22 protein-coding genes are annotated in these 19747 nt (G+C 53.8%); 17 read left to right on the top strand and 5 right to left on the bottom strand.

Annotation, left to right across the window (positions count from 1 at the left end; genetic code table 11):
* Positions 1-191: 191 nt before the first annotated feature.
* The gene (locus ACTUJZ_RS09790) at positions 192-698 is read right to left on the bottom strand and encodes an FxsA family protein (RefSeq protein ID WP_463636127.1); all 507 of its coding nucleotides are present in this window, start codon (positions 696-698) and stop codon (positions 192-194) included.
* 169 nt (positions 699-867) lie between these two features.
* Between ACTUJZ_RS09790 and cutA the strand changes: the two genes are divergently transcribed.
* The 8 genes from cutA (at position 868) to ACTUJZ_RS09750 (ending at position 8055) form a co-directional block, all read left to right on the top strand.
* Positions 868-1197, top strand: coding sequence for a divalent-cation tolerance protein CutA (cutA, locus tag ACTUJZ_RS09785; protein WP_463636126.1), 330 nt, complete (start codon positions 868-870; stop codon positions 1195-1197).
* On the top strand, positions 1194-3014 hold the full coding sequence (locus ACTUJZ_RS09780) for a protein-disulfide reductase DsbD (RefSeq protein ID WP_463636125.1): 1821 nt from the start codon (positions 1194-1196) through the stop codon (positions 3012-3014). The genes cutA and ACTUJZ_RS09780 overlap by 4 nt, the downstream gene beginning before the upstream one ends.
* A 3-nt stretch (positions 3015-3017) precedes the next feature.
* Complete coding sequence (locus ACTUJZ_RS09775; protein ID WP_463636124.1) at positions 3018-3782, top strand: M23 family metallopeptidase; 765 nt, start codon at positions 3018-3020, stop codon at positions 3780-3782.
* Between the two features lie 178 nt (positions 3783-3960).
* The gene (gene aroQ / locus ACTUJZ_RS09770) at positions 3961-4401 is read left to right on the top strand and encodes a type II 3-dehydroquinate dehydratase (protein WP_463636123.1); all 441 of its coding nucleotides are present in this window, start codon (positions 3961-3963) and stop codon (positions 4399-4401) included.
* Between the two features lie 13 nt (positions 4402-4414).
* The gene (gene accB / locus ACTUJZ_RS09765; protein WP_463636122.1) at positions 4415-4876 is read left to right on the top strand and encodes an acetyl-CoA carboxylase biotin carboxyl carrier protein; all 462 of its coding nucleotides are present in this window, start codon (positions 4415-4417) and stop codon (positions 4874-4876) included.
* Between the two features lie 14 nt (positions 4877-4890).
* Positions 4891-6234 carry an acetyl-CoA carboxylase biotin carboxylase subunit gene (gene accC, locus ACTUJZ_RS09760; RefSeq protein ID WP_463636121.1) on the top strand — a complete coding sequence of 448 codons (1344 nt, stop codon included), beginning with the start codon at positions 4891-4893 and terminating at the stop codon, positions 6232-6234.
* Between the two features lie 295 nt (positions 6235-6529).
* On the top strand, positions 6530-7408 hold the full coding sequence (locus ACTUJZ_RS09755; RefSeq protein WP_463636120.1) for a hypothetical protein: 879 nt from the start codon (positions 6530-6532) through the stop codon (positions 7406-7408).
* Between the two features lie 200 nt (positions 7409-7608).
* A complete protein-coding gene (locus tag ACTUJZ_RS09750; protein WP_463636119.1) occupies positions 7609-8055 on the top strand; it encodes a hypothetical protein in 447 nt (148 codons plus the stop codon).
* On the opposite strand, the gene ACTUJZ_RS09745 is transcribed toward ACTUJZ_RS09750, so the two are convergent.
* From ACTUJZ_RS09745 to ACTUJZ_RS09735, 3 genes are all read right to left on the bottom strand, one after another.
* A complete protein-coding gene (locus ACTUJZ_RS09745; protein ID WP_463636118.1) occupies positions 8052-8321 on the bottom strand; it encodes a TIGR03643 family protein in 270 nt (89 codons plus the stop codon). The two genes, ACTUJZ_RS09750 and ACTUJZ_RS09745, sit on opposite strands and share 4 nt — an antisense overlap.
* Before the next feature lie 14 nt (positions 8322-8335).
* The gene (locus ACTUJZ_RS09740) at positions 8336-10495 is read right to left on the bottom strand and encodes an exonuclease domain-containing protein (RefSeq protein WP_463636117.1); all 2160 of its coding nucleotides are present in this window, start codon (positions 10493-10495) and stop codon (positions 8336-8338) included.
* A gap of 115 nt (positions 10496-10610) precedes the next feature.
* Positions 10611-10904 carry a hypothetical protein gene (locus ACTUJZ_RS09735; protein ID WP_463636116.1) on the bottom strand — a complete coding sequence of 98 codons (294 nt, stop codon included), beginning with the start codon at positions 10902-10904 and terminating at the stop codon, positions 10611-10613.
* Positions 10905-11006: 102 nt separating this feature from the next.
* Here ACTUJZ_RS09735 and ACTUJZ_RS09730 point away from each other — a divergent pair, with 102 nt between their 5' ends.
* The 3 genes from ACTUJZ_RS09730 (at position 11007) to ACTUJZ_RS09720 (ending at position 12325) form a co-directional block, all read left to right on the top strand.
* The gene (locus ACTUJZ_RS09730) at positions 11007-11198 is read left to right on the top strand and encodes a zinc ribbon domain-containing protein (RefSeq protein WP_463636115.1); all 192 of its coding nucleotides are present in this window, start codon (positions 11007-11009) and stop codon (positions 11196-11198) included.
* Positions 11191-11826, top strand: a complete 636-nt coding sequence (locus ACTUJZ_RS09725) for a flavin reductase family protein (protein WP_463636114.1) — start codon at positions 11191-11193, stop codon at positions 11824-11826. Before ACTUJZ_RS09730 ends, ACTUJZ_RS09725 begins: the two co-directional genes overlap by 8 nt.
* Positions 11827-12031: 205 nt before the next feature.
* Positions 12032-12325, top strand: a complete 294-nt coding sequence (locus tag ACTUJZ_RS09720) for a high-potential iron-sulfur protein (protein ID WP_463636113.1) — start codon at positions 12032-12034, stop codon at positions 12323-12325.
* A gap of 21 nt (positions 12326-12346) precedes the next feature.
* On the opposite strand, the gene ACTUJZ_RS09715 is transcribed toward ACTUJZ_RS09720, so the two are convergent.
* The gene (locus ACTUJZ_RS09715; protein WP_463636112.1) at positions 12347-13105 is read right to left on the bottom strand and encodes a substrate-binding periplasmic protein; all 759 of its coding nucleotides are present in this window, start codon (positions 13103-13105) and stop codon (positions 12347-12349) included.
* Positions 13106-13308: 203 nt separating this feature from the next.
* Between ACTUJZ_RS09715 and prmA the strand changes: the two genes are divergently transcribed.
* The 6 genes from prmA to purD all read left to right on the top strand — a co-directional run bounded on the left by prmA (position 13309) and on the right by purD (position 19738).
* Entirely contained in the window at positions 13309-14190 is an 882-nt protein-coding gene (gene prmA, locus ACTUJZ_RS09710; RefSeq protein ID WP_463636111.1) for a 50S ribosomal protein L11 methyltransferase, read from the top strand.
* A gap of 221 nt (positions 14191-14411) precedes the next feature.
* On the top strand, positions 14412-15410 hold the full coding sequence (dusB, locus tag ACTUJZ_RS09705; RefSeq protein WP_463636110.1) for a tRNA dihydrouridine synthase DusB: 999 nt from the start codon (positions 14412-14414) through the stop codon (positions 15408-15410).
* A gap of 31 nt (positions 15411-15441) precedes the next feature.
* The gene (fis, locus tag ACTUJZ_RS09700) at positions 15442-15735 is read left to right on the top strand and encodes a DNA-binding transcriptional regulator Fis (protein ID WP_018982332.1); all 294 of its coding nucleotides are present in this window, start codon (positions 15442-15444) and stop codon (positions 15733-15735) included.
* Between the two features lie 86 nt (positions 15736-15821).
* On the top strand, positions 15822-17420 hold the full coding sequence (gene purH / locus ACTUJZ_RS09695) for a bifunctional phosphoribosylaminoimidazolecarboxamide formyltransferase/IMP cyclohydrolase (RefSeq protein WP_463636109.1): 1599 nt from the start codon (positions 15822-15824) through the stop codon (positions 17418-17420).
* A 196-nt stretch (positions 17421-17616) separates the two neighbouring features.
* Positions 17617-18429 carry a class I SAM-dependent methyltransferase gene (locus tag ACTUJZ_RS09690; RefSeq protein WP_463636108.1) on the top strand — a complete coding sequence of 271 codons (813 nt, stop codon included), beginning with the start codon at positions 17617-17619 and terminating at the stop codon, positions 18427-18429.
* A gap of 19 nt (positions 18430-18448) precedes the next feature.
* Positions 18449-19738 (top strand): phosphoribosylamine--glycine ligase, encoded by a 1290-nt coding sequence (gene purD / locus ACTUJZ_RS09685; protein WP_463636107.1) that lies wholly within the window; start codon positions 18449-18451, stop codon positions 19736-19738.
* Positions 19739-19747 lie beyond the last annotated feature (9 nt).

Raw genomic sequence — 19747 nt, 5'->3', positions numbered from 1 at the left:
GAAGGCCCCTGTTATCAGGTTGCCTTTTTGCTTAAAAGAAACGGTGAATCAACCGCTTCAAACTTAATACTGCGAGGATAAATGGGGTAATCGTTCAGCGATCTCAAGGGTGGTTGATGAAAAAAATACAAATTTTTTTCATCCTGCCGCGCCCATTTGCTAACTGATTATCTGGCCACGATTTTTTGCCATTATTGCAGGCGATCGCGGTTATTCTGGTCAGTTTTGTCGGTGTACTGACCTTCGTACACATCACCATCACCGGGCGGTTTTGACTGCTCAAACGGGCTGCCCTGCTGGCCAAACGGATTGCCCGGCCCGCCAAAGCCACCCTGAGTCACCACCCGGGCCTGCAAATGCTTGCTTAAATGACCGGCAATAAAGTGGCGCGAGCCGGGCACCACAAACAATAAGCCCACGATGTCGGTCACAAAGCCTGGGGTGACCAGCAGCACACCGGCAATCACCAGCATCAGGCCCTGCACCAGCTCACTGCCCGGAATTTCATTACGCTGCAGTTTAGCCTGCGCGGTTTGCAAGGTGGCCAGCCCTTCGCGGCGCACCAGGTACGAACCCACCAGCGCGGTTAAAATCACCAGGCCGATGGTGTTCCAGCCACCAATGATGCCGCCTACCTGCACCAGCAGCGCAATTTCGATAATGGGCATGATGGCAAACAATAAAAATAAAATACGCAAATCCGATCCTCATTCTCAACGGACACTCTGATATGGTTGGGGCAAGCTGCCTGAACACAAGCATCGCGCGCCTGGTTATGCGATAAGTATCTCTTACGCCCGATGATTTGTTCACTTTACCAGCCATTTTTTGTCACAATGTCGGATACCCTGACAATTGGAGTGCTTTATGTCGTTACGCCTGGTGTTGACCACCACCCCTGATGCCGCCTCGGCGCAAGCCATCGCCACCGCGCTGGTAGAGCAACAGCTGGCTGCCTGTGTCAAAGCCATCCCCGGTGCCCAGGCTACTTATCGCTGGGAAGGCAAGGTGGTCACCGACACCGAACACCAATTGCTGATAAAAACCCGTCAGCCCTGTCTGGCAGCCGCGCAGGCGCTGGTCACCGATTTGCATCCGTATGAGGTGCACGAATGGCTGGTATTGGATGCGGTATCGGCCAGCCAGGCTTACGGCGACTGGGTGATTGAACAAACCCCGGAGACGACAGCGCCATGATATACCGGCTACTTATATTACTTTCACGCCTGTTAATCGTGTGTGGCGCACTGTGGGCAGGCAGCGCCGCCCAGGCTCAACTGCCGTCTCAGGATTTTGCCGATCCATTCACCAAAGAACCACAATTTTTGCTGGTGGACGAAGCGTTTCAGTTTGACTTTACCCAGCGCGACGGCCAGCTGCATATCAGCTTTACCATTGAGCCTGACTATTATCTGTATCAGCACCAGTTCAAGGTAACCAGCAAGGATGCCCGGTTAGGCGAGTTGACGCTGCCGCCCGGCAAAGACAAACATGATGAATTTTTTGGTCAGACTCAGGTGTATTACGACACGGTCAGTTTCTCGGTGCCCGTTGAGCAGGCGCAGGCAGATGACAAAGTGGCGTTGCGTTTTCAGGGCTGTGCCGATGCCGGATTTTGCTATCCGCCCCAAACCAAGCTGATCTACCTAAATGCCGTCAGCGGCAATGGCGGGCCTTCTGACAGCAGTGCGTCGGCCACAAGCACTGACCTGGCTGCAAACAGTTTCCGTCAGCCAACACCCGGCGCGCAGTTTTCGCTGGCAGACCAGCTGGCCGACCCGGACAACCGTGCCTGGGCCATGGGGCTGTTTTTACTTTTAGGGATCGGGCTGGCCTTCACCCCCTGTGTGTTTCCTATGTACCCGATTTTATCCGGCATCATCATTGGCCAGGGCCAGCGCGCCACCTGGCAGCGCAGCTTTATCTTAAGCCTGGTGTATGTGCAGGGCATGGCCATCACCTACTCGCTGTTAGGCCTGGTGGTGGCCTCAGCCGGGGTGCGCTTTCAAGCCATGTTGCAGCACCCGCTGATCTTAGGCGTGTTTATTGCCCTGTTTGCAGTGCTCGCGCTGGCCATGTTTGGCGTATATAACCTGCAACTACCGGCTAGCTGGCAAACCCGGCTCAACCAGCTAAGTCAGCATCAGCGTGGCGGTAATCTGCTGGGAGTGTTTGTGATGGGGGCCTTGTCCGGTCTGATTGCCTCGCCCTGCACCACCGCGCCGTTAACCGGCATCCTGTTGTTTATCGCCCAGTCCGGTGACCAGCTGTTAGGCTTTATCTCATTATATGTATTGAGCCTGGGCATGGGCATTCCACTGATTGCGTTTGGTCTGACCGGTGGCCGGCTGCTGCCCAAAGCCGGCCAGTGGATGGATGTGATTAAAGTCACCTTTGGCTTTATGTTACTCAGCGTTGCAATTGTGTTTGTGGAGCGGTTGTGGGTGTCAGCCTACAGTAACTTGCTGTGGGCGGCGCTGGGCCTGGCGGCGTTTAGTTATTACAGTGTACTCAACAGTGCCAGCCACGCCAGTTTTGCCAAGGGGGCACGGACTTTGCTGATTTTTGTCGGCTTGTTTGGCAGTGCCATGCTGGCCTGGCGCACCTTAGTCCCCGACCCGGCCAGCTCGGCGCATCCACCCTTTGTGCAGGTAGAATCGGTGGAAGAGCTGCAACAACAAATTGCTCAGGCCAGTGCTCAAGACCAGTCGGTGATGGTGGACTTGTATGCTGACTGGTGCATCGCCTGCAAAGAATTTGAAAAATACACCTTTGTGGATCCACAGGTGATTAACGCATTAAGCAACACCCGCTGGGTACAGATAGACTTAACTGATTATGACAACGCGCAAAGCCAAGCTTTTACCCAATATTATAAGGTGGATGGCCTGCCGACGATTTTGTTTTTTGATGAGCAGGGCAATGAATTGCCACAGGCCCGGGTGGCGGGCTTTTTGTCCGGTGAGGCTTTTGCCCGCCATGTACGCGAGCATTTGGGCGAAGCGGAGCAGTAAACCATGAGCTTGCTGCGCGCGCTTTGCATCGCCCTAATTAGCCTTGCTGCCACCGCCTCGGCAGCAGCCGCGCCCGGCTGCTTTGATGACTGGTTTTGCTACAAAGTGGATAACACCTCCGGCGAGGTTAGCGTGTATCGTACCCGGCCCTATCCGGTAGTGGTCACCCTAACCGCCGGGCTGGATAACACCCCGGTGGTCACTGAATTGGCTGATGATACTCCTGTTTCTGTGGGCCAGGCTGACAGTGCTCAGCGCTTTTGGCATACCATGCGGGTAACCTGGGCGCCAGGTGTGCTGGGCGCCACGCCGGCCGATGTGACGTATCGCTACCCACTGCAACCCCGGGGGGACTATGCCATCGTACAGGGGCCAGGCGGCAGTTATTCACACACCGGGCGTTCCTATCATGCGGTGGATATCGCCGCGCCGCCGGGTACCCCTATCTATGCGGCCCGGGCCGGTACTGTCATTGATATCAAGGAAGACAGCGATCAGGGCGGTCCGGATGAATCATTTGCCGATTTGGCCAACTACATCATTGTGCTGCACGATGATGGCACCACCGGTGAGTACTATCATTTGCAACAGGATGGCGTGGATGTGGTGCGTGGCCAGCAAGTGGCGGCGGGCGAGCCTCTTGGTCGCAGCGGCAACACCGGTTTTTCCTCTCTGCCCCACCTGCATTTTGCGGTACACCGGGTGCTGCCCGACGGCCGCTCCATGTCGGTGCCCTTCGTGTTCAGCCAGGCCACCCCAACGCGCTAACATTGCGCGCATCTTACCTGATTAGACCAGTATTTTGCTGCTAAAATTACTGCGATCTCTATAATCGCCAAAAGTTGAACAATCTGAAACCGAAACTGGCTTTTTTTCGTGCAAGTGCAATTATTATTTGTTTATATGGAAACAAAGCCCCCGTTTCTCCAAAGATAGCAGCATTTTAATGGATATTTTGTTACTCAACGGCCCCAACCTGAATATGTTGGGCAAACGTGAACCGGCCACGTATGGCCAGCAAAGCCTTGATGAGATCGTGGCCGGGCTAGAGCGCCAGGCTGCCTCGTTGCAGGTGCAGCTGAGCCATTTTCAGTCCAATGCCGAGCATGCGCTGATTGAGCGTATTCATGCTGCAATGGGCAACACTGATGCCATCATCTTCAACCCGGCAGCGTTTACCCACACCAGTATTGCCCTGCGCGATGCGCTACTCAGTGTGGCGATCCCGTTTATTGAAGTGCATCTATCCAATGTGTATAAGCGCGAAGCCTTTCGCCAACACTCCTATTTTTCGGATATTGCAGAGGGCACCATCGTGGGCCTGGGCGCCCAGGGCTATCACCTGGCGCTGACTGCATTACACCAATCTTATAACTCGACCAATTAGACAGAGACACATCATGGATATCAGAAAAATCAAAAAGCTTATTGAGCTGGTAGAAGAATCAGGCATCTCAGAGCTGGAAATTACCGAAGGCGAAGAGTCTGTACGCATTCACCGTGGGTCAAGCGCGGCTGCCGCGCCTGTCAACTATGCCATGCCGGCCGCACCAGCCCAGCCACCAGCGCCAGCGCCTGCTCCAGCAGCCCCGGTGGCCGAAGCCACAGCAACCGACACCACTCCGGCAGGTCATCAGGTGAAATCACCAATGGTGGGGACGTTTTATCGTGCTTCATCGCCTACCGCTAAGCCATTTGTGGAAGTAGGCCAGACTGTAGACGTTGGCGATACGTTGTGCATCATTGAAGCGATGAAGATGATGAACCAGATCGAAGCCGACAAGGCCGGTAAAGTCACTGCAATCCTGGTCGACAATCAAGATCCGGTTGAGTTCGACCAACCCTTATTCGTGATTGAATAAACAGGCATTTTCCTATGTTAGATAAAGTATTGATTGCCAACCGAGGCGAAATTGCCCTGCGGGTCTTGCGTGCCTGTAAAGAGTTGGGCATTAAAACGGTGGCGGTACATTCTACTGCCGACCGTAATCTGAAGCATGTCTTGCTGGCTGATGAATCCATTTGCATTGGCAAAGCGTCAGCCACTGAAAGCTATCTGAATATTCCCCGTATTATTGCGGCGGCAGAAGTCACCAATTCCATAGCCATTCATCCTGGCTATGGTTTTTTGGCCGAAAATGCCGAGTTTGCCGAAGCAGTAGAAAAAAGCGGCTTTATCTTTGTCGGCCCCACCGCCGAGACCATCAATTTAATGGGCGATAAGGTCTCGGCCATCAATGCCATGAAAAAAGCCGGTGTGCCCTGTGTGCCTGGCTCAGATGGCCCGCTGACCGATGACGAAGAGCGCAATAAGAGCATTGCCAAGCGTATCGGCTACCCCATCATTGTTAAAGCTGCTGGTGGCGGCGGTGGCCGTGGTATGCGGGTAGTACGCAAAGAATCGGAGCTAATTCGGGCCATCGCTACTACCCAGGCCGAAGCCGGTGCGGCATTTGGTAATGCCACCGTATACATGGAAAAATTTCTAGAAAATCCACGCCATGTGGAAATTCAGGTATTGGCGGATGGCCAGGGCAATGCGATCCACTTAGGTGAGCGGGATTGCTCGATGCAGCGTCGACACCAAAAGGTGGTCGAAGAAGCCCCGGCGCCGGGTGTGTCTGAGCAGATGCGCAACAAGATTGGCGATCGCTGCCGCCGTGCCTGTGTAGAAATTGGCTATCGTGGCGCCGGTACCTTTGAGTTCTTGTATGAAAACGGTGAGTTCTATTTTATCGAGATGAACACCCGGATTCAGGTAGAGCATCCAGTATCAGAGATGATCACCGGGGTCGACCTGATCAAAGAACAGTTGCGTATCGCTGCCGGCCAGCCGCTGTCCATTGACCAGTCGCAAATTCAAATTCGTGGCCATGCCATCGAGTGCCGGATCAATGCTGAAGATCCACAAACCTTTATCCCCAGCCCTGGCAACATCAATATGTTCCATTCACCGGGTGGTTTAGGGGTGCGCTGGGATTCGCACATTTATGCCGGTTACACTGTGCCGCCGTTTTATGATTCGATGATTGGTAAGCTGATCACCTACGGCGAAAGCCGGGATGAAGCCATTGCCCGCATGCGTCATGCATTGGATGAGCTGGTGATTGATGGCATCAAAACCAACATTCCGTTGCAGCGTTCAATTATGGCGGATGAAAACTTTTTTGCCGGCGGTACCAACATCCACTATCTGGAGAAAAAGCTGGGCATTAACTAAGCCGCCTGACCGCCGATCATTTCAAAAAACCGATTGGTTTGATTAGGTTTTTTGCGTGGCCGGCGGGCTCTTCAACAGGTATGCTTTAGCACATAAATTACTTCTCCCGTGATTTATGTGTGTTTTCATTTCTTAATACCCTCATGGAGACTCTCTCCATATCTTTGCCGGCGCCTGGCGCCGGCTTTTTCCTTTTGTAACAAAACTCTGCCACACTTATCGCAGTATAATTAAAGACTTATTCAAGAGTTGATATATGTCTGTGCGATTTTTATGCCTTGTGCTGGGGCTGTTTATGATCGGGACCCGGGCCGCCGGTGCGGTCAGCTTTGATCAGCGGCTGGATTTTCAAACCCGTTTTGACCAGCGTAGCGACCGTGACAACCGCTGGCAGTACCGTATTCGCTACTACCCTAAACTCAATCTGACTGACGATGACACCTGGAGCCTGAACAGCATGGTAGTGACTGGGGATGATTTCAGTTCCAGTCACAACAGTTTGGATGGCAGCACCAACTATCTGTATGCGCGGCGCTTATTTGTGCGTAAACAATACGACTGGGGCAAAACCGAAGTGGGCGGGCTTCCCACATACAAAGGTCGGGTGTCGCTGTCCGGCTTATCCAAAGATGGCTGGATTTTTGGCGCCCGCCAGGTCGTACAATTAGATGATGATACCGCCTTTGAGGTGGTGGCAGGTTATCTGGATTCGCTGGACCCGGCGCATGCGCTGGACTGGCCCGATGAACTAAATTATCTGGAAGTAGAATATTCCCATGGCATTGATGCGCATCACTCCATGGAGCTGGGCTTTGAGCGCATGCTGGAAGGCAGCTTTGTCCGCGGCGAATACCGCTATGATTTTGCCGATAAACGGGCGTTGACGTTTGAGCTCATTCAGCGTCTTGATACTTCCCAGAACAAAGTCGTCATCGGTTTCGAAGGACCTCAGTTATGGGGAACCAATATTCAATATGAGATATATTATGCCTATAACAGTAACAGCTTCGGCCCACGCGCTGAATTAACTGAGGACTTTATTGGGGAGGGGCACAATATGTCGCTAGAGTTGGGCTCAGGCATTGATTTTTTGCCTAAAACTGACTGGTTTGTCCGCTATGACTGGGTTGAAGGCACCAACCGACTACTGACCGGGTTAGTCATCAAGATATAAAAAAGGCCCGTAAAAACGGGCCAAAAGCAAGAACGCGTACACACTTTAACAGTGCGTTATGTGTTACGTCTGGCTATCACGGGCAGTTCATGGCCAGGCCGTTACGTTTTTTTAATTCAACCATCGGCAGCCACGATGGTCACAGTGATAACACCCGGCCTGCACTATTAGGCTTCGGGGTAACGCTGAGAAAACCTGTTATGACCGATCCACTTGAACAACTCAAACAACAGTTGCCGGTAGACCGACTTTCGATAGAAGTGCTATTTGCGCTGCGCGTGCTATTTGATAAGCCTGAGCCTACCGTCAATTTGCATCAGGACATCGCTGATTTGACCCATTTTCCTGACCGTCTCTATGACAGCTACCGGCCGGAATGGGAAAGTTATGTAAAACGGGCGCTCGTGGAGCATGTACAGGCTCATCCCGAGCAGGCATCAGACGAGCTTATTGCTGAGCTGTTTGAGCAGATAGATACGTTACAACGCAGCCACCCCGATTACAGCCACTGGCTGGGCCATATCGAAGACACCCAGGCACTGCTGACCTCGCCCAACGCGCATATCTTCCCCACCCCCTGGCGGCAGCAGATCATGGCGTTGCTATTGCCGGTAAGCACCCTGCGCCCGCCCAGAAGTGATAATTAGCCTGCCCCACCGGGTTTATACTGTGACGGGCAATAGCCGCGATTGACACCTGCCGGGCGAAGTGATTGATGTTTGGTACGCCGCCCGGAGACCCGTTGTCGCCAGTTGCGAAACGCCGTGGGTTTGAGCTGACGGCGCATCAGGGTGATCACCTGTTTTTCGCTCAGGTCATACAAGCGTTCGATGGCTTCAAACGGGGTACGATCTTCCCAGGCCATTTCAATCACCCGGGACGTGGCGGTTTCTGATAAATCAAAATCGTGCATGGGCAGTCCTGCAATTAGCCAGTAGAGGCATCAGTGTACCTGTCTTGATCGGCAAACAGGCGTTCATGAACAAGATTTAAGAGGGCTGCCGCTGCTTCAGCATCTGACAAGGCGCGGTGATGCCGGGTCATCTGAATATCAAAATGCGCGGTCAGATTAGCCAGCGAATAAGAAGGCAAGCCTGGATAGGCACGGCGCATTTGCACCACCGTACACAGTTTGGGCCGGCGAAAATCCTGCTCCAGGCGGGCAAATTCCTGTTTGATAAAGCCGTAGTCAAAATTCACATTGTGCGCCACAAATACACAATCTTCAGTAAATGCGGCGATTTGGTCGGCCAGCTCGGCAAACAGCGGCGCCTCGGCCACCATCTCATTGCTGATCCCGGTTAACCGGGTAATGGACGACGGAATATGACGCTGGGGATTGATCAGCGACTGCCAGGTATCCACCACCTTGCCGGCCACCAGCTTGACCATGCCTACCTCGGTGATCCTGTGATAGCCATTGTTGCCGCCGGTGGTTTCAATATCTACCACCACATATGGCTGTTGCGGATCGTGCACCCAGTTGACCTGAGTAATTTGCACTGGCAGCCCGGCCCGCTTCAACGCCTGAATCGAGGTCAGCTGGTTGCGCCGCAGCACATCGCCGGGCGCTTTGATTTCTTCAAAGCGTAACTCGCCATTCTGCCACACCATGATATCGGGAAAGCCATCAGATAAACCCTGGTAATCTTTGGCCATGGCCCGCAGCATGGCAATCACCGCCGGCAGGGGCGCGTGTTCCAACAGCTCCCGCGGGGTCTCCAGCAGATTATTACGCCACATAAACACACTGTTCACCTTGCCATACTGCGCAGCAGCTGTAGCGGTAATGTGCTGCAACAATTGTTGCCCATCGGTGAATCGGCTCAGCAGCGCTTCGATAGGGATTTCAAACGTGCTGTAAAAGGCATTGTATTTTAAGCTTTTAGGGCGCCGGTCAAATTCGGTCACCAGCTGGTCCTGTTCAAACAATAGCGACCAGAAGGTCAGCCCGAATAAAGCCCGCCACAGGGTATTTTCGGTTCGCCAGGCGGCAATACCCTGGCGCCGGTAATAACTGATCACACCGCGCTCCACCGCCTGATTCTGGCTGATATCCAGCGCCAGCGTGCGGCTGGCATCGCGCAGCATGTCGGTCAGCGCACTGGTGCGTTTTTTATGAAATTTGCGCGCATAAAAATCTTCAGCAAAAGCCAGCACAAAGTCTGACGGTGGATTATCAATCACCGCCTCCAGAGCCTGGCGGGCCTGCTCTTTGTCATCTTTGTACAGCTCACGCAGCCATTTTTCACGGGCGGCATCGCCTGGCGCCTGCTCCAGTACCTGCAACGCCAGCGCGCGATCGAGGGGCAACAGCCGGCTGCCCAGTTTGAACAAAAATTTATCGGCATACGCCTGGCTGGCCGGCTCGTGTGCCGGTAAAAACGGCCCACGTGCCTGCGCCACCAACTGCGCGTCATCCCAATACGGTAAGTCGGCCAGTGCATTGACATAAAAAAACGCAGCCTCGGCTTCTTCGCCGCTGCCAAAATGTCCGTGCTGGGCATCCTGAGTATCCTGACGGGTGCGCATGATGCCTAAATCGCGCATGGAAAATTGATTGAGACGGCCTTTGCTGTTGCCGAAATACAAAAACAACAGATAGCGCAGCGCCCGGTCAAAGGTTTTCACCAGATAATCGGTTTGCGGCAAGGTTTGCGGCCAGCCATAGCGACCAATCTGGGTAAACAACAGGTTGACCAGCTCAGCTTTTTTCAGATGATTTAAACGCTGGCCGATGGGGTACGCAGCCAGATAAGCCAGCAAGTCCGCTTTGGTCACCACTCCGGCAAAATCCTGTTCGGCCACATCCTGGGCCGGCGCAAACCAGCCACTGTCAATCAACTGGTCCAGTTGCGCCTGCGGTGCGTGGATCTCCGGATAATCAAACTGGCGGCGGTTGATCAGCGCATATTTACGGTTGGCGGCCCGGGCAATGATGCATTGTTTATCAGTGCAGAGCTGGCCGAAGGCCGTGATAAATTGCTGACTTTCGGAATTTAACAGGGCCTGACTGGGGCCGTCAAAAAAGCGTAAAAATTCGTGAAAATGATCCAGGTAATAGCGTTCAGGAAGGACTTTTTGCATGGCAGCCTATATCAGAAAAACCGGTTTGGGGCGGTGCGTCTGCAGCCGGCTGGCTGCGCACTTCTCAACACTAAATAGTGTATATTTATACAGAGTAAATTTCAACCAGTCCGGCTTACACCCGAATAGCTTGCTTGCTGACCCAGTCGAAGTAGCGCGCCAGCTTGTCATCCTGCTGCAGACGACTGACCGAGTTTAGCTGTTTGGCCAGCTCCATTTCAGAATAAAAGCGGTGAATACCATCATGGCACTGGCGACACACTGCCACCCCAGCATTGAGTTGTTCACGGCTAAAGTGCTTACGAAAAAAGGTGCGCCGGTGCATCTTACGCGGAATCAAATGATGAAAGGTTAAGCGGGTATAGCGATGGCATAGCGGGCAGTAACCGGCTGCCAGTCGTTTACTCATAAGCGCGCCTTCTGTGTTGCTGCAGTACCCTTTATACCAATCCGGCCATCGATACGATTCGTACTGCTAGGTATGATGACAAAACTTTAAATAAGGACTGCTATGAGCTTGGCCACCCCGGCAACCTTTCATTGCCCCTATTGTATGGAACCCAACGAAGTCGAAATTGATGAGATTAATGACAGCGGTCAGATGCAGGTGATTGACTGCCAGGTGTGTTGTCAGCCCATTGAAATGATTGTGCATGGCCAGGGGCCTGATCTGACCATTGATGTACAACGCGAGAATGAGTGAGCTGCATATCAGTGCCGCCGACCTGGCGGCCATGGACAAACGCTATCGCGCCACCTTTGTGAATTGCTTGTCGGGGGCCAAAAGCGCCTGTGTGGTGGGCAGTAGCCAGGGCCGCCGGCAGCAGGAAAACCTGGCCATCGTGACCTCAGTAGTGCATATCGGTGCCGATCCGCCGTTGCTGGGCATGATCATGCGCCCCCATACTGTGCGCCGCGATACCCTGGAAAATATTCAGCAACATGGCATTTATACCTTAAACCAGGTGGCGACGCCCTGGGTCGAGCAAGCCCATCACACGGCCGCGCGCTATCCTGCTGATGTCAGCGAATTCGCGCAGACCGGGCTCACCCCCTGGTACGCGGATCATTTTGATGCCCCGGGGGTAGCCGAAAGCCCTCTACGCCTGGCCATGCAGTTGCGCGAGTGTATCCCCATTGCGCTTAATAACACCCAACTGGTGATTGGCCAGATCCAGGATGTGTGGGTGGATGAGGCAGCCGTTAATGCCGATGGCCAAGTAGACCTTGCGGCGCTGCAAATCGCCGCAGTCAGCGGCCTGGATACCTATCATCAGCTGACCCCGGTGGGCCGGTTTGACTATGCCAAACCTAAGCCGCCTTATGAATAAACATCATGCGCCTGGGGCAGAATAAAAAAACCTGCATTTTTTTAGGAATGGGCGTACACTTAATTTCGAATACTAATGACGTAATGGCAGTAAGCACAGGGTGTGTCCTTACTCCATATAAAAACCTGCCTTCGGGCAGGTTTTTGTGTATGTGGGCATTACGTAAAAAGAATGATTTTTGTTTAGGATAGTATGGAGCTTGCATATGACTGCTATGACTCGTCGTGGTTTTTTACGGTTGGCCGGCGGTTCGGTGATTGGCCTGACCGTAGGTGGCATGGCCTTACGTGCCCACGCCCAGGAAGCTCTGGATGCCAGTGATGCTACCGCCAAGGCGCTCAACTACACACCGCAATCCGAAAAAAGCGGCCAAAATTGCGCTAATTGCATGTATATCCAGGGCAATGAAGGCGACGATCAGCGCCCCTGTGCAATCTTCCCTGGCAAACTGGTCAACGCCCAGGGCTGGTGTAGCGCCTGGGTCAAACGCCCTGGTTAAGCAGGTTGCCCGCGCGCCCGCTCACAGCCCAGTGGCGGGCACCACCCGGGTGTCGCTGACGCTGGGCGGCGGTGCGCTAACATCCAGCCGGTATTTATCAGCCAGCGCCTGATAGCGGCCATCGGTGCGCATCCGCGCAAGCTCTCGATTAAAGCCCGCCCGTAAACTATCATCTAGAATGGCCGCGCGGTTGGAGGTACGCTGAAAAAAATCGTGAAATCGCACTTCTTTTTGCTGCCACAACGGCAACTGGCTGCGCAGCCAGGAAAAAATATTTTTGTCCATCACCGCTACATCTACACTGCCCAACAACAACATCTTGACCTGGCGGTGCTGATCAGCAATCTCACCATACCCGGCATGTTGCGCCACCATGGCGGCATATCGGGGCCCTAATATGCGGTCTGCGGTTTGAAATGCCAGCACTGTGAAACCAGCCAAATCTTCCAGTTCTGTAATGGCCAGCTTACGCGAGGCCAGCGTAATGGCGGTATTTTGATAACGCACATACTCATCACTTAACAACGCCGGGTCAATATCATGCGACAGGGTCACCGACATCACAATATCGGCATTACCCGACTCGAGCTGACGTACGGTACGTCCCAGCGGGATGTACGTCGGCTTCAGCGAATGGCCCATCGCCTGTAATATTTCGCGCACCAGCTCAATCTCAAAGCCACTGTCGTTGTCGGCAATCACATAGGGGGGTTTGGCCCACCCAGCAACCACCTCGATTTGCCGCGCCGCGGCGCTACTGACGCTGCTACCGATAAGCACCAACAAGCATGCGAGCGTTATTGATAATTTAATGATCCTGACCACCTATCCTGTGTCATCCCATAGGAATAATTCTATCCTTGCATGCAGGCCACATCCTGCACAATGCTGTTATTTAGCAGCGTGTTTAATCGTGCCAACAATGGCCCGCCATCACGCATTTTTGATAGTATAGCGCTTTATTTATAAAACTTTGGATTGTTATGGCCTGGTTACAATTACGAATCGATACCTCTGCCGAGCTGGCCGAGCAGGTGGGCGGCATGCTTAGCGCCAATGGCGCGCAGGCAGTGACCTTTATCGATGCCAAAGATACCCCGATGTATGAGCCCAAGCCGGGTGAGACCCTGTTGTGGCCAGACACCCAGGTGGTCGGGCTGTTTGATGCTGCGCACAATATGCAGGCTGTGATCGCGCGGTTAGAACAAGCCCGCATCCTTGGCCCGGGCTTTGCCCATAAGTTGGACCCATTGGAAGACAAAGACTGGGAACGCGAATGGATGGATAATTTTCATCCGTTGCAGTTTGGCGAGCGCTTATGGATCTGCCCCAGCTGGCGTGAGGTACCTGACCCAAATGCGGTTAATGTGATGCTGGACCCCGGGCTGGCCTTTGGCACCGGCACCCACCCTACCACTGCCCTATGTCTACGCTGGCTGGATGCACTGCCGCTGAGCGGTAAAACCGTGGTGGATTTTGGCTGTGGCTCCGGCATTTTGGCGTTGGCAGCGCTAAAGCTGGGCGCTGCCCGTGTCATCGGTATCGACATCGACCCGCAGGCACTGCAGGCCAGCACCGAAAATGCCCGGCGCAACAATGTCAGCGAACGGCTCGAGGTGTATCTGCCCCAGGACCAACCCGACATCCAGGCCGATGTGGTTATGGCCAACATCTTATTCAGCCCGTTGATGGAGCTTAAATCTGTCATCAGCGGCCTGTGCAAACCCGGCGGAGACCTTGTTTTATCGGGAATTTTAGCCGAACAGGTAGAAAAACTGGAAGCCGCCTATAGCACCGAGTTTAGCCTGGATGCCAGCGCGGTAGAGGGCGACTGGGCCCGGGTCAGCGGTAAAAAACACCCTTAACTTGCTGCTGCCACACTAAAAAATGGCAGGTCGCCGAGCGGGCGGCTCGCCCCGATCCCTTGCCATACAAGCCCTGCAACGCAAATCCTGCGATCCCTGTCAAGCCCTCGGGCGCAAATTTTGTGTGAATTTTAGCCTTTTCAAGGTTGGGCAAAATGCGTAAACTTAGCGCCCCGTTTTAGCCGAGTGGCTATTTTCCGCACAACTTTGGATTGTTAACCATGCAAATTGGTCCGTATACCCTGGACAACAATTTGATGTTGGCACCGATGGCTGGTGTCACCGACCGTCCGTTCCGACAAATGTGTCGCCGAATGGGCGCAGGCCTGGTGGTGTCCGAAATGTTGTCGAGCAACCCTAAGGTGTGGAATACCGCCAAATCCATGCATCGCATGGATCACAGCGGTGAAGACGGTATCCGGTCTGTACAGATTGCCGGCGCTGATCCCGAACTGATGGCCCAGGCGGCACAGTTTAATGTTGCCAACGGTGCACAAATCATCGATATCAACATGGGATGTCCGGCAAAAAAAGTGAATAAAAAACTGGCGGGATCAGCCCTGCTGCAATACCCCGAACTGGTCGAGTCAATTGTCCAGGCGGTGGTCCAGGCAGTGGATGTGCCGGTCACGTTAAAGATTCGCACAGGGTGGAATCCGGATAATCGCAATGGTGTAGATATTGCACGCATTGCCGAACAAAATGGCATTCAGTCGCTGGCGGTTCATGGCAGAACGCGGGCCTGTATGTATAAAGGTGACGCCGAATACAACACCATTCGCGAGATCAAGAAGGCTGTGTCCATTCCTGTGATTGCCAATGGTGATATTACGTCACCGCAAAAAGCCCGCGAGGTGTTGGACTACACCGGCGCCGATGGCGTGATGATTGGGCGTGGTGCTCAGGGGAATCCGTGGATCTTTCAGCAAATCCAGCATTTTCTGACTACGGGTGAAACCTTAGCCCTGCCTCCCTTGTCTGAACAACATCAGGTATTGCACGAACATGTTGCCAATGTGCATGCCTTTTATGGTGAGCCTGCCGGGGTGCGAATTGCCCGCAAGCATGTGGGCTGGTATCTCGCGGAACACGATACGGATCGTCAGTTTCGCAAAACGTTCAATGGTCTTGAGCAAGCAGAATTACAGCTCAACGCACTTGACGATTATTTTCAAGCGTTGCAGAAACAAGAAACCCGACAGATTTCTCCTGCAGCATAGTGATGACTAACTTATAGAGCAAGACAGTATTATGTTCGATCAAAATGTGACTTCACCTTTTACAACGACAGTAACAACGCCTTCTCAAACTCAAGCTCAAAAGCCACTGCGTGATTCTGTAAAACAAGCAGTGAACAAATACCTAAAGCAACTGGATAACGCCAATATCGACAATCTGTATGAACTGGTGTTGGCTGAAGTAGAAGCTCCACTGCTCGAAGAAGTCATGACTTATACCCGCGGCAATCAAACCCGGGCCGCCATCATGATGGGCATCAACCGTGGCACGCTGCGCAAAAAATTAAAGCAGTACGGCATGAACTAAAATATTGCGGGCCTTAGCCCACCAAAGAGCACCTACTTCGGTGCTCTTTTTGTTTCACTTGTCATCAACGTAAAAAAAGACCTGTTATGCACACACCAAAACCTATCCAGCGCGCGCTCTTAAGTGTTTCTGATAAAACCGGGATTGTTGAATTTGCCGAAGCCCTGCACCAGGCCGGCGTGGAATTACTTTCCACCGGTGGTACCGCCAAATTGCTCAGCGAAGCCGGCCTGCCGGTCACCGAAGTATCAGAGCATACCGGCCATCCCGAAATCATGGACGGCCGGGTCAAAACCCTGCACCCCAAGATTCACGGCGGCATTTTGGGTCGCCGAGAGGTGGATGGCGAAGTGATGGCCAAACACGATATCGCGCCGATTGATTTGGTCGTGGTCAATCTGTACCCCTTCGCGGCCACAGTCGCCAACCCGGACTGCAGCTTAGAAGATGCCATCGAAAATATCGATATTGGCGGGCCGACCATGGTGCGTGCAGCAGCCAAAAACCATAACGATGTCACCATCGTGGTCAACGCCGGGGACTATGCCCGGGTGCTGGCCGAGATGAGCGAGCATGCTGGCTCGGTCACCCACGCCACCCGCTTTGATTTAGCCATCAAAGCCTTTGAGCACACCGCCGAATACGATGGCATGATTGCCAATTATTTTGGTGCCAGGTTGGATAATGCTGAATGCGAAGCAGATTGCGAGCATGAACACAGCGCGTTTCCACGCACGTACAATATGCAGCTGACCAAAAAGCAGGACCTGCGCTATGGCGAGAACAGCCACCAGGAAGCTGCGTTCTACGTAGAAAATACGATTCAGGAAGCCTCGGTAGCCACGGCCCAGCAGCTCCAGGGTAAAGCCTTGTCGTTCAACAACATTGCCGACACCGATGCGGCACTGGAGTGTGTCAAAGAATTTGAGCAGCCGGCCTGTGTCATCGTCAAACATGCTAACCCATGCGGCGTGGCCATTGGTGAAGATATCTTAAGCGCCTATGATCGGGCATTTAAAACCGACCCCACCTCGGCTTTTGGTGGCATCATTGCCTTTAACCGCCCATTGGATGCGGCCACCGCGCAGGCCATCATCGACCGTCAATTTGTCGAAGTGATCATCGCCCCTTCAGTAAACGACGAAGCGCAAGCCATTGTCGCGGCTAAAAAGAATGTGCGCCTGCTGGCCTGTGGCGACTGGCACGGCCAGCTAACCGAAGGCTATGACTTTAAACGAGTTAACGGCGGGCTGCTGGTGCAGGAGCGCGACTTTGGCATGGTCGAGCAGGATAATTTGGAAGTGGTGACTGAGGTCAAGCCCACTGATGAGCAGCTACAAGATCTGCTGTTTTGCTGGAAAGTGGCCAAATATGTCAAATCCAACGCCATTGTGTACAGCAAAGACGGCATGACCGTAGGCGTTGGTGCTGGCCAGATGAGCCGCGTGTATTCAGCCAAAATTGCCGGGATTAAAGCCGCTGACGAGAATCTGGAAGTGGCCGGGTCGGTAATGGCCTCGGATGCCTTCTTTCCGTTTCGCGATGGCATCGATGCGGCTGCCGCCGCGGGCATCAAAGCGGTCATTCAGCCAGGTGGCTCGATGCGCGATGACGAAGTGATTGCCGCGGCCAACGAGCACGGCATCGCCATGGTCTTTACCGGCATGCGCCATTTCCGCCATTAATCGCCAGGCGCGCTATGTCTGCCACCGGTACCGGCTACCGGTGGCCTTAAGTTATTTTGTGAACCAGGCCGGTGGCCCGGCCATATCCAGCTCAGTAGCATTTGACCTGACCGTCAGGTGCGGTACATTAAATGCAGCCCCGCATGGGTGGTTAGCGGGCTAAACCTCTTTCACAAGAATAAGTTAAGGAACCCTCATGAAAACATTGTTACGCCTGGCGACAGTCTCGGTGCTGGCTTTCTCAGCCCCAGTGGTGATGGCCGATGCCATCTCTGATGCAGTACAAAGCGAACACCGTAGTGCGGCTGATAAAGCCCGCGACGAATACCGTCATCCTCAGCAAACCCTGCGCTTTTTTGGTATCGAGCCGGATATGACAGTGGTAGAGGTTTGGCCAGGCGGCGGCTGGTATACCGATATCCTGGCAGAAATCATCGGTGACGATGGTCAGCTGATAGCCGCGCATTTTCATGTGGATGAAGACACCCGCGATTATTTTAAAAACTCGCTGCAAAATTTTAAGCAGAAGGTGGCCGACCATGCCCCTTATCAGGATATCAAAATCACCGCCTTCGACCCGCAAAAAGCCACCGAGATTGCCCCGGCCGGCAGTGCTGATCGGGTCCTGACCTTCCGCAATCTGCATAACTGGTATATGCGCCAGGGCGATGCCGGTATCGAACAGGCATTTAAAGCCTTTTATACCGCGTTAAAACCAGGTGGCGTGCTGGGGGTGGTGGAGCATCAGCTGCCTGAATCGGGCACCACCGAAGACATGAAAAAAAGCGGTTATATGAAGCAGTCTTATGTGGTGGCCGCGGCGCAAAAAGCCGGCTTTGAGCTGCAGGCAGAAAGCGATGTGAATGCCAACAGTCAGGATAATGCGGACCACCCTAAAGGGGTATGGACCTTGCCCCCAACCCTGGCCCTGGGCGAAGAAGACCGGGCTAAATATCTGGCGTTGGGCGAGAGTAATCGCATGACCCTTAAATTTGTTAAACCCGAATAATTTACGGAATACAGTAGGAATGAACATACTTGTTATTGGCGGCGGCGGCCGCGAACATGCGCTGGCCTGGAAAGCCGCGCAATCAGCCAAGGTGGACACCGTGTTTGTTGCTCCCGGCAATGCCGGCACAGCGCGTGAGCCGAAGCTGGAAAATGTGGACTTGCAGGTGACCGACATTGACGGGTTGCTGGCGTTTGCTCAGCAACAGCAGGTTGCACTGACCATTGTCGGCCCGGAAGCGCCGCTGGTAGCAGGTGTGGTAGATACCTTTAATGCCGCCGGGTTGGCCATTTTTGGCCCGACCCAGGCAGCAGCCCAGTTAGAAGGCTCCAAAGCCTTCACCAAAGATTTTTTAGCCCGCCATCGGATCCCAACCGCAGACTATGCCACTTTTACCGACATTGAGCCGGCACTGGCCTATGTGCGTGAAAAAGGTGCGCCTATTGTGGTCAAAGCCGATGGTCTGGCCGCCGGTAAAGGCGTAATTGTGGCGCAAACTCTAGCCGACGCAGAAGCGGCGATCCGCGATATGCTGGCCGGCAATGCCTTTGGCGATGCGGGTAGCCGGGTGGTCATCGAAGAATTTTTAGATGGCGAAGAAGCTTCTTTTATTGTGATGGTGGATGGCACCCATGTGCTGCCGTTTGCCACCAGCCAGGACCACAAACGGGCGGCCGATGGTGACCAGGGCCCTAATACCGGTGGCATGGGCGCTTATTCGCCGGCTCCGGTGGTCACCGACAGTGTGCATCAGCGCATCATGGATGAAGTGATCATGCCTACCGTTGACGGCATGGCAAAAGAAGGTCATCCGTACACCGGCTTTTTGTATGCCGGGCTGATGATTGATGCCGATGGCGCGCCCAAGGTCATTGAGTACAACTGCCGCTTTGGCGACCCGGAAACCCAGCCCATCATGCTGCGCTTACAGTCTGACCTGGTCAGCCTGTGCCAGGCTGCCTGCATAGGAGAACTGGATAGCGAAAGCATCAGCTTTGATCCGCGTGCCGCGGTAGGTGTGGTGTTAGCCGCCGGCGGCTATCCCGGCAGCTATGCCAAGGGTGAGGTCATCAGCGGGCTGGCCGAGGCTGCGCAACAGGATGGCAAGGTCTTTCATGCCGGCACTGCATTGCAGGACGATGCAGTGGTCACCAGTGGCGGTCGGGTGTTGTGTGCCACCGCGCTGGGCACCAATGTCACCGCAGCCCAGCAACAGGCCTACTCGCTTATTCAGCATATCCACTGGCCGGAGATGTATTACCGGACCGATATTGCGCATCGCGCTATCGCCCGCGAAAGCCAGGCCTGATCAGCCGCG

This window comes from Alteromonas sp. WD8-37 (genome assembly GCF_055326825.1).
Note: the sequence above shows the minus strand (reverse complement) of the source record. Positions and strands in the feature narration are given on the sequence as shown.